This is a genomic window from Acinetobacter terrae (assembly GCF_002135195.1).
GTDB lineage: Bacteria > Pseudomonadota > Gammaproteobacteria > Pseudomonadales > Moraxellaceae > Acinetobacter > Acinetobacter terrae.
This window is the reverse complement of record NZ_NEGF01000004.1, coordinates 278893-288651: the sequence shown is the minus strand read 5'-3', so window position 1 is coordinate 288651 and position 9759 is coordinate 278893. Positions and strand designations below refer to the sequence as shown.

General features: G+C 36.6%; 11 protein-coding genes and 1 riboswitch. Of the genes, 7 read left to right on the top strand and 4 right to left on the bottom strand.

Annotation, left to right across the window (positions count from 1 at the left end; all coding sequences use genetic code 11):
• Nucleotides 1-212 (top strand): integrase core domain-containing protein (locus B9T23_RS07035; RefSeq protein ID WP_143222508.1); only part of this gene is annotated, 212 nt, incomplete at its 5' end.
• A gap of 34 nt (nucleotides 213-246) precedes the next feature.
• Here B9T23_RS07035 and B9T23_RS07030 read toward each other — a convergent pair.
• The 4 genes from B9T23_RS07030 to B9T23_RS07015 form a co-directional block, all read right to left on the bottom strand.
• A complete protein-coding gene (locus B9T23_RS07030; RefSeq protein WP_086193571.1) occupies nucleotides 247-1290 on the bottom strand; it encodes a hypothetical protein in 1044 nt (347 codons plus the stop codon).
• Nucleotides 1280-2500, bottom strand: a complete 1221-nt coding sequence (locus B9T23_RS07025; protein WP_086193570.1) for a YagK/YfjJ domain-containing protein — start codon at nucleotides 2498-2500, stop codon at nucleotides 1280-1282. Before B9T23_RS07025 ends, B9T23_RS07030 begins: the two co-directional genes overlap by 11 nt.
• A gap of 315 nt (nucleotides 2501-2815) precedes the next feature.
• Nucleotides 2816-3049, bottom strand: coding sequence for a helix-turn-helix transcriptional regulator (locus B9T23_RS07020; RefSeq protein ID WP_086193582.1), 234 nt, complete (start codon nucleotides 3047-3049; stop codon nucleotides 2816-2818).
• A 123-nt stretch (nucleotides 3050-3172) separates the two neighbouring features.
• Entirely contained in the window at nucleotides 3173-4513 is a 1341-nt protein-coding gene (locus B9T23_RS07015) for a hypothetical protein (protein ID WP_086193569.1), read from the bottom strand.
• Between the two features lie 1100 nt (nucleotides 4514-5613).
• Between B9T23_RS07015 and darT the strand changes: the two genes are divergently transcribed.
• The 6 genes from darT to B9T23_RS06985 all read left to right on the top strand — a co-directional run bounded on the left by darT (nucleotide 5614) and on the right by B9T23_RS06985 (nucleotide 9679).
• Nucleotides 5614-6279, top strand: a complete 666-nt coding sequence (darT, locus tag B9T23_RS07010; protein WP_228145906.1) for a type II toxin-antitoxin system toxin DNA ADP-ribosyl transferase DarT — start codon at nucleotides 5614-5616, stop codon at nucleotides 6277-6279.
• Nucleotides 6279-7361, top strand: a complete 1083-nt coding sequence (gene darG / locus B9T23_RS07005) for a type II toxin-antitoxin system antitoxin DNA ADP-ribosyl glycohydrolase DarG (protein WP_086193568.1) — start codon at nucleotides 6279-6281, stop codon at nucleotides 7359-7361. Before darT ends, darG begins: the two co-directional genes overlap by 1 nt.
• Nucleotides 7362-8104: 743 nt before the next feature.
• A riboswitch (cobalamin riboswitch) is annotated at nucleotides 8105-8256 on the top strand.
• 1 nt (nucleotide 8257) lies between these two features.
• On the top strand, nucleotides 8258-8650 hold the full coding sequence (locus tag B9T23_RS07000; protein WP_086193567.1) for a hypothetical protein: 393 nt from the start codon (nucleotides 8258-8260) through the stop codon (nucleotides 8648-8650).
• Nucleotides 8651-8659: 9 nt separating this feature from the next.
• Nucleotides 8660-9004: a hypothetical protein gene (locus tag B9T23_RS06995; protein WP_228145908.1), complete on the top strand. Its 345-nt coding sequence runs from the start codon at nucleotides 8660-8662 to the stop codon at nucleotides 9002-9004.
• Between the two features lie 182 nt (nucleotides 9005-9186).
• Nucleotides 9187-9414 (top strand): hypothetical protein, encoded by a 228-nt coding sequence (locus B9T23_RS06990; RefSeq protein WP_086193565.1) that lies wholly within the window; start codon nucleotides 9187-9189, stop codon nucleotides 9412-9414.
• Nucleotides 9365-9679, top strand: coding sequence for a YadA C-terminal domain-containing protein (locus B9T23_RS06985; protein ID WP_086193564.1), 315 nt, complete (start codon nucleotides 9365-9367; stop codon nucleotides 9677-9679). The genes B9T23_RS06990 and B9T23_RS06985 overlap by 50 nt, the downstream gene beginning before the upstream one ends.
• Nucleotides 9680-9759 lie beyond the last annotated feature (80 nt).

The following is a 9759-nucleotide window of genomic DNA, read 5'->3' as shown; positions in this document are numbered from 1 at the left end:
GTATTCGTATTGAATATATTCAACCAGGTAAACCACAGCAGAATGCGTATATTGAACGCTATAATCGAACCATACGTTATAGTTGGCTGAGCAAACATTTATTTGATACTTTGGATGAAGTACAAGATTATGCAACAAACTGGCTGTGGCATTACAACCATGAAAGACCACACCAAGCAAACAAAGGAAGGCCACCTCTAATGGCTGCTTAACCTCTACTTTTAACTTCGGTTATTTATGGGAGGATTACCCATCTACACGCATCCAATAGTCAGTGCCGTAAAGATGAGCCTTTAACATACTTAGTCTAGGTGCAATACCTGACTGATTCAGGTCATAATAGTTTAAGTGCTGTCCTTGAAACAAAGGCATTATACCTGCATTCATCGATGCTATATCACCATAGTTGATATGGTGAGTAATAGTATTCTCAAAAAATTGATACAATGTTTGATAAAGTATTGTGTCCGTCCAGTTTTCCAAATCTGAAAATTCCTTCTTTACAAAGAAAATAAGCCTTTTGCTACGATCTCCGATTAAATCAATTTCATCCTTGGACAAAATACCAATTACATTATTAGCATTCTTATTCTGCCAGACCTTTTTTATGATTGGTTGTGCCAGTTCTTCCAACATTTCAGCCTCAGATTGATCTCTGAAATTTTCCTCACCAAACTGGGGCATATTCCCAACAGAAGTTTTTAGTTGGACTACAATAGAATGCACTTCAAATATTGGCGCCTTGTTGACTATTATATCCATAAACCGATTAATGGCATTTGCTGAATTCTTAAAGGTCGTGAGCCATGAAGAAAGTATCCTACTAAACTGGTTGGTATTACCTCGTACTTTAAAGTCCGCAAAACATACATCAGCTGCCTGCTCAAAATAATCATGATTGAGAAACCCTCCAGCAGGGAGCTGATATTTGATCACTGTCTCGCCTAGATGAGCAATTAATGGATGAAGTGTCATCTTCTTAAATTGTCCATTAATAAATGGGTTATTCATGCAATCACGTATCACCGGAATCGCAAGCTGACCCAATTTCGTCAGGTAAAGATTAGGGAATTCTGTAGGTATTCCAGTAGGACTGTGAGTAAACAGCTTATGATTTTTTGTACTTTGCAATTTTTGAGCAAAGTTATCATAAACTGACAGCGCTACAGGCTGTATATAAGCAGGATAGGGGATATATCCGCGGTTGCCTGCTTTTGTAAAATAAGAAAGCATTTCTAGAGAGTCCTGAGTTTCCTGTAGGCTTAAAAGTTTTCGTGCTTTAACCGGCATGACTAACTCCCATATCATTAGCATGATTTAAAAAATTAAAATCGAGTTGCTGTATTTGCTTACGTGGACGGCCAGCATTGGTTGTTTTCTCAGGTGGTTCACTCAGCTGAAATCTACGGGCGCCTTTCATATTGGTAAAGGCGAACAACTGGTCCGATTTACAGATGTAGTCAAAGGTTTTAAACAGATAATGCTGTTTTTGAATATCTGCATAATGAATCATGCCTATTGCACAATTACGGTAAGAGTCTTTTTTCATATTGCAGATATAAGTAGTCCCTTGTCCGCCCGTAATTTTTTCATTCCAAAGTTTAGCAATACCTTGCGCTATGCTGATGTCTTCACGGTGTTTATTCGAATCAAACATAAAATAGGCATGTACATGAAAACCAGTTCGCACTGAATATTCAAAGCGCAGAATATAGCCAATAACGTCTTTCATAAATGGATTATGACGCTGGTTATTCAATAGCTTTTCAATACATGTCTTGAGATAGACAAGGTCATATTTTGAGTGGATTTCCTTGAGGTTATAAGCATTTTTGAGAAGAGTTTCACGCTCTCTTTTTAATGCAAAGTCCACACGTACGACTAAAATCCTGGAATATTTCAGCAGAAGGGCTTGTACCAATTCAACACAGCGACTCTTTCGACTTCTACAATTTATGTCACGGTCACGAATTTTACGCTTGATCTCAGGACTGTTTAGATATGAGCGGACCGAATCAGCAAAATGATTGAGTGCGTTAACAAATGGTTGAATAGCCTCTTCAAATACACTAGAGCCTATACCTCGACTTTCGAGTTCATTTAATTCTTCAGGCGTTAATTGAGACAGGGCATAATCAAATGCAGCACATTCAAAGCCTGATTGAATTTCGTCTGGAGTAACCGAATGAAGCAGTTCGAATAAATTAGGCATCAATCGATTTAACTTATGGATATATTTCAGATGCAAGCGGTCTTTTAAACCAGATTGTTTTACCCTTTGGATACTTACGATAGGGGCCGTAGACTTCATAATGATTTGTACAATCTCAATCTTCTTGAGAATGGGGGCAACGATATTGTCCATGTGATGTCGAACAATCTGCTGGTTATTTTCATCACTGATGAATGTGTATTCCTGATCAAATTGGATTTGTTGTAAGAGATCAAAATCCGATAGGGTAAATTGTCCAGATGCAGAGGATAATTGTGGTTTTGGCATGTATGTAAGCCTTTTGAATTAAAGTGGATTGGACTTATCTGCATATCAATGAGACATAGCTTTCCCTTGGACACTGTTTTGGGCAGTGTCCATCCGGGGTGGGGGAGTTAAGTTAAATATCGGTGGATTATTTAATTACGCAGTTGCGTTATCATCTGTATCAATCAATGAATCATATGAGAGATTTACATTAATATTCATTAAATACTCTATAATCACATTAAATCCGAAATTCAGTACTGTTGCTAACCCGAAGAGCTAAACTCAAGAACATGCGGCTAAGCGCAGGTTTTTTCAGAAACTGTTTGTACAGAATTAGCTCACCGAATCAGCTTTATCTCGACTGACTGTTTTGCTCGTGATCCATGTCTGGACTTCGGTTAGTAACCAGCGTGATGAATGACCAAGTTTTATGGCTTTTGGGAAATCTGGATCATGGCGAGTGGATTTTGGGTTCATTCGATCATAAATAGATGATCGAGATAAACCGATGAGTTTAACAAGATCGTGAAGTTTGAGCATTTGAACTGCATTGTAAGTAGTATTCAATTTAATTTCCTCGTGTTGTGTTGGTTTGATTAGGAACGTGCTGTGGACCAACTTCATGCAAGGTAATCTAATGACAATGCATTTGAGAGAGGAAGTGCGTGGAGAGTTTTTTTAATTTCCAATTCAGTTTGAGCTTGTTCTATTTAATAAACTCTTTAATGATTCATATAGTGCTTTGTTTTCTTTTAAAATTCTATTGGTGTCGCCAATAAATTTTCTTCTTGGATTTGTATTTGAATCTTTTTTAACTTTTAAACTTCTCTGTTTTTTATTTGATTTGTTCCTGACAATTTTTGTTTTTAAATCCTCTAGTGAATTAAGATCATGAATAGATGTAGAAGGGTTAAATAAGCCCGGGTCATAGATTGGTTTAGTTGGATTTATTAGATTTTGTACAATTTTCTTTTGCAACAGTTCTTTAAACTTAAGCTGTTGACGTGCTTTTTTGTGTTCGTCCTTTAGAAATTCTTTAAGCGCTTTATTCTTTATATTCATTTTGGCTATTAATTTAGCTTTTAATGCTGGAGTACAGTGACTTCCGATTTTTGAAATGACCTTAATTTTTTGATTTTTATTCAATATTTTTATTTGGTATCTATTGAGTTTAGAGCGTAATAGCATATCAATGTTGATATTCTGTTTTTTATACATTTTTTCTTTACTGATATATATTTTTTTTAATGTTGCTCGGACATGGGGTTCTGCTGAACCGTTTAAATGTTTAATTATTTTATTAAATAAAATTTGGCTAATTTTATTATTAATTCGAATCTTTGATCTATGCTGGCGCTGTTCGAATTTATTTTTGAATGGGTGTTTAAGCTGTTCTAAAAGCTGGCTTAACTCTTGTAAGATTTTTTTATCTTGCTTCGAAAAATTTAATTCATCCCAAAGTTGTTCATGATCATTTTCATATTTTTCGATAAATATATTTACAAATTCAATATATGCCTTTTCCTTTATTCGGTCAGGTTCTTGTGAAAGATAGCTATTCTGTATTTGATGAATTGGTGTTTGAAGCATATCGGGTAAATTTTTTAAATTATAACAATCAAAGTGTTGTGAGTAAGATCTAAGTAGTGTGCTGTAAAGGTTTTCTGCTTTGTCTAAATTTATAGCTTCAACGGCGTCATGGTAGCTTCTTATTCCTTGAATGATTTCATGATAATGTGTAGGCAGATATTCAAAATCAAGTTTTTCAACTAAATCATTACCATCTTTATCTGCAAAAAAAGCTTTAACAGTATCTTTGCAAAGTCTTTTGTTTTTAGCTTCTTCTGATTCTTTAAATAAACCTTCATCATGTAAGCTATATATAGCATTTTTTAACTTTTCTTCAGGTGCCATTCGTATAGATTCATGGAAGCGTACAGGAGAGGTAAATGAATGGCAGATTTTGCCAAATATAAATTGCTCTAGTTCATTGATGATCTGAATTTGTTCTTGTGTTTGGGGATTTTGCATGAGCCCACCTTTTCACTTTCGGGATTTTTAACTAGATTGAATTATCATTAAAAACTACTTTGATTACGCATCTTAATAGCTATACATACTTACCAATTTTTATGTACAGACTTAATAATTAATTTACATTTTATCAGCATATTACAGGATAAGTGAGTGAATACTAATTTTATGAAATTCACACGTATAGCCATGGGTTTAATACTTGAAAAATACACTATATTTAATTTTAAAACTAAGATATCTTTTATTGTCAAGAAAAATATTGAATTTAATTTTTGGGACAGTATTGGATTGGTTTAAATGAAATAGTCTTTATTAATTCAATATAAGATGCTGTTTATTAAAGATAATAAATTTGACTGGATGTGTTTAGAGCAAGTATATTGTAGGTATTCAAGCAATCAACTTTCTTCAGAATGAATAGATTCTTCGTTGAATTTAGTAAGTGAAAGCTTGTGTTAAATAGGATTGAGCTTATTCATAAAGTATATGTAGGTTTGCTCCTGAATAAAAAACTGGAGTTGTTATATATGTGGCATGGCGGTCATCATTATTGATGCCACTGAACCATGCGGGTTATTGATACGTAATACAGGGTTGTGTAGTTTATAGCTTTCCGTTTTGCATCAAATAATTGAACAAAGCTTAAAATCAATAATCACTTGCGGCACAATTGTGCTTGGTGGAGTACCTTTTTAATGTGGCATGGCGGCTATCTTTGTAGATTAAACCGAACCATGCAAGTTATTGGAAATAGTCCACATGGTTTCAGCGTTTATTGATTCCTGTGAAACATTTAATAGCTGTATAAGCCTGATTATTGTTTTGCAGCCTTGCATAACTTAAAATTTACTACAGAATTCAGCCCACAACACAAGTAAGCCAAGATGTGGTGTTATTACAGACCAAGATTGGCGCAGTGTAGAGCATTGAATTAAAGTGATGTTACGAAAATGAAAAAATTTATCCCTTTCTCTACAGAGTAGGGTATAACTGTTGTATTTTTTGTGTTGGCATTCGTGAAACCAACAGAGAACTTAATGACAATCTAGTGGTATCTTCGCAATTTATGCTAATGTTTGGTAAAGGAATTTTTATTGTGTGGTCTGGCTGTGCGAACCTATGAAGATGTACTAAATCCTGAAAAAGCTCTGATTTGGAGGATTGTGCATCGTGACAATATCCCTTGGATATTAGCAAATGGCTTACATTGCAGTAACAGCCCAATACAATATGAGAATTGGGTACAAATCGGTAGTCCTGAGCTGATCGAAAAGCGCCAGCAACATCCTGTGCTTGTGGGGACGAAAGGCGTATTGAGCGACTATATCCCATTTTATTTCACCCCATTTTCACCAATGTTACTGAATATAAAGAGTGGTCGTGGCGGTGTGCGTCAGCGCGACAATGATGAAATTGTGATCTTGGTTTCTAGCTTGCATCATCTACATCAACAAAACATTCCTTTTGTGTTTACCAATAGTCATGCTTACTATCAATGGACGGAATTTTATACAGATTTATCCGATCTTGATAAAATTGATTGGTCTATCTTACAGACACGAAATTTTAAACGTGATATGGATGATCCTGCGAAATTTGAACGCTATCAAGCGGAAACTCTAATTTACCAACATTGCCCTGCGGAAGCGTTACGGGGGATGATATGTTATAATCAAAGCGTCAAAAGCCAATTAGAACATTGGTTGCAACAAGCAAAAATCAATATCCCTGTGCATGTTAAACGTGGAGTGTATTTCTAATGATTCGATACACAAGAGGCAATCTACTTGATGAGCCTGTAGAAGCATTAGTGAACACCGTCAATACCGTTGGTGTGATGGGGAAAGGCATTGCCTTAATGTTCAAAGAACGCTTCCCAAAAAACATGGCAGCTTATAGTCAAGCATGCAAAGCAGGTCAAGTTACGACAGGAAAAATGTTTGTGACCAAAACCGGGGAATTGATGGGCCCGCGTTGGATTATCAACTTCCCAACTAAACAACATTGGCGTGACAAATCTAAAATCGAGTGGATTGAAGAAGGTCTGCAAGAACTCAAACAATTTATTATCGAACATCAAGTCAAATCGATTGCCATTCCGCCATTGGGTGCTGGTAATGGTGGATTAAACTGGCATGAAGTAAAATCCAAAATTGAAACTGCATTATTAGACTTGGATCAAGTTGAGATTGTCATTTTTGAACCCACTGCCCAATATCAAAACGTAGCAAAGAAAACAGGTGTATCACAACTCACTCCTGCACGTGCCATGATTGCTGAATTAGTTCGTCGTTACTGGGTTTTGGGAATTGAATGTAGTTTGTTGGAAATTCAAAAACTTGCATGGTTTTTACAGCGGTCCATTGAGCAAAAACAATTGCCGAATGAGCTGAAATTGAACTTTCAGGCAAATTTCTATGGACCTTATGCTGCCAATTTAGGACATCTGTTGAATGCAATGGATGGTAGCTATCTAAAGTCGGATAAGCGTATTCCAGATTGTGATCCTTTAGATGTTATTTGGTTCAATGATCAACAGAAATCTAATGTGCAAACCTACCTTTTGAGTGAAGCTAAAAACTATATGGTTGCTGTAGAAGAAGCAGCAAAGTTAATAGAGGGTTTTGAATCACCATTTGGTATGGAATTGCTAGCGACCGTAGATTGGCTTATTTATAAGGAAGGCTATCAACCTAATGTAGAGGCGATTCAGCAAGGTTTAGCCCACTGGTCAGCAGGTGAGCGTTGGGCACAACGTAAATTGAACTTATTTAAGCCAGAGCACATTCAGTATGCTTTGGATAAACTAAATCATTTTGGCCCTGTAAAAAATGTAGTATAGATACTTGCTCAAGTAGGTATCTAAGCAGTTCTTGGTAATGTATTTAAAAATTTTGCCCAAATGTTTATTAGATTAAATGATTTTTAACGGTATTTAATGCGGTATATTTTTATTTACATTTCTATATTTAATTATAAAACAATAACTTGGATATTATTTATGGTGCGCGCTGAGCGCACCATTTTTCCTTCCTGTAGTATCTTAAATAATCCCAAATATATTGATAATAAAGGGTTTAACTTTTAATATTGTTCCAAGGCTTTCGAGTTATTTCCTAAGTTATCGTAAATTTTTATGGTAAGTATTGCTGTAATTCTAAATTCTTAAAAATGAGTTACCGTAAAACATACCAAAGCTTGTAATAGATCTAATGAATAAGCATTTCAAATCTGAGATTAATAAGTATAAAAATACAAAATTAAGCCTTTAACCAAACTCGCTGACGGTAAGGGTCTATTTCTTGTTATTGATAAGAAAGGTTATGCCTTTTGACGTTTTGACGTTTTGACTTTATCAGACTGATCAATGTTAAACGTAATAGTATTTTTTTTGGTACTTATTATGAAATTTTAATTGCAGAGGCAAGAGAAAAACGAGCTGAGTATAGAAAATTAATTTCACAAGATATCGTCCAGCATTAGAAAAATTAAATGGTACGTGAACAAGCACATTTTGCCTTAGATAATATTTTTAATATTCAATTGTTTTTGTGATTCAGTTGACTTAATTGTAACTTGCTCTTACTGCTGCGCGCACCTACAGGTGCTTCCATTACGAGAAGTGAAACTGGGAAGTCAGTCCAACCTACAATGGTTTGAAGCTGACACTGCCCCCGCAACGGTGAATAGTTATTTATAAATTAAGTCCAGAGACCGGCCTGAAGCAAGTCCAACATAATGCGGTGGGCATTTTATGAGGTTGCGTTGATTGCATTTGACCGTTCGAATTTGATTTGGCATGCCCGCATTTTGCCTGCGCATTATCCATCGCCATTCATTTGCACGGGGTGTGCGATTAGGTCATTGCGTCATTTCAAAAAAAATTTTCTTGCTTTTTTTATTGCTGTCTCTCCTTTTTCTCTATCTGCCGCTGAAATTGTTCAGGGCGATCATGCTGTTGCTGAAACGGCAAAATCCATTGCCATTGGTAATACCTCTCAAGCCAAAATCAATGCCTCAATTGCCATTGGCGAAAAAGTTGTCACACAAGGCTCAGATGGTGGTGGCCTTTCATACAAGGCAGGTACATCATTGCCATTGGTGAAAATAGTTCAGCTAAAGGTGGCTTAATTGCACTCGGTGAAGGTGCAAAAGGTAATGGTACTGGGGGACTTGGCATTAGGCCGCGGTGCTCAAGTAACAGGAACAATTGGGGGCAGTCCACAAGGTGACGCAACCGCAATTGGTAATTATTCTGTTGCGAGTGGAACAGGTGCTGTGGCATTGGGTTTACGCACCAAAGCAACCGGTGAAAATGCCGTTGCAACCGGGGGTAATGGCACCACTGAAGCCAAAGGTAAAGATACCGTTGCCATTGGTAACTACTCAAGTGAAAGAGGGGTAAATTCACTCTCTGTTGGCGCATCCCCTGCGGTTGCAAAGGACAGTGTAGCAGTAGGTAACCGAGCCTATTGCAAATGGTGATTCATCTGTTGCACTAGGAACTGATTCTCGAGCAGAAAAGTATACTGCCAATACTGTGCTTATCTTACAGCTGTGACCAGCAATGATGTGACACGTGGAGTCGTTTCTGTTGGCTCTACACAAAAAAAATAGTGAATTTGCATGCCGTATAGTGAATGTGGCAGGTGGTGTTGATAATACCGATGCTGCAAACATTGAAACAGGAATACGCGACTTTATACAGTGATGCACAAAAAGTTTCGAAAGAGTTGAATGAAACAGGTGCGAGTTCACTTCCTCAGCAACAGATAAATACCCAAGCTAAACGTCTAGATGTGGCTGATGAACTGTTAAAAACGCATACGGCTGATATTAATACCAATGCAGCTGATATTAAAACGAATACAGCGAAATATTGCCAGAACCAATGAACGCTTAGAAGGCGTATCGGAGACTGTTGTTGGACATACCGCACAAATCAAAGAAAATACCGCTTCTATTGCGAGTCTACAACCAACTGTTGCTGGCCGTACTTCGATGGGTATGGCAATGGGCTTTAATGGCGGTGAAAGTACAATCCCTATAGGTATAGTACATAACTTTATGCAAGATAAAGCATCGGTAAAAGTAGGCACATCATATAACAGCCAAGACAAAGCATCAGGTGGTGTTGGTTTCGGTTGGACGTTTAACTAATTGCAAAACGAAAAGCCAGATGATGCGTCATCTGGCTTTTTTATGGCTGAAAACATGAAATAAATTCACCTAATACTGAG

Coding starts and splice junctions, on each gene's coding strand:
- darG (WP_086193568.1), top strand. CDS start 6,279: ATGATTCGATACACAAGAGGCAATCTACTTGATGAGCCTGTAGAAGCA.
- B9T23_RS06985 (WP_086193564.1), top strand. CDS start 9,365: ATGCAGCTGATATTAAAACGAATACAGCGAAATATTGCCAGAACCAAT.
- B9T23_RS07000 (WP_086193567.1), top strand. CDS start 8,258: ATGCGGTGGGCATTTTATGAGGTTGCGTTGATTGCATTTGACCGTTCG.
- B9T23_RS07025 (WP_086193570.1), bottom strand. CDS start 2,500: ATGCCAAAACCACAATTATCCTCTGCATCTGGACAATTTACCCTATCG.
- B9T23_RS06990 (WP_086193565.1), top strand. CDS start 9,187: ATGCTGCAAACATTGAAACAGGAATACGCGACTTTATACAGTGATGCA.
- B9T23_RS07030 (WP_086193571.1), bottom strand. CDS start 1,290: ATGCCGGTTAAAGCACGAAAACTTTTAAGCCTACAGGAAACTCAGGAC.
- B9T23_RS07015 (WP_086193569.1), bottom strand. CDS start 4,513: ATGCAAAATCCCCAAACACAAGAACAAATTCAGATCATCAATGAACTA.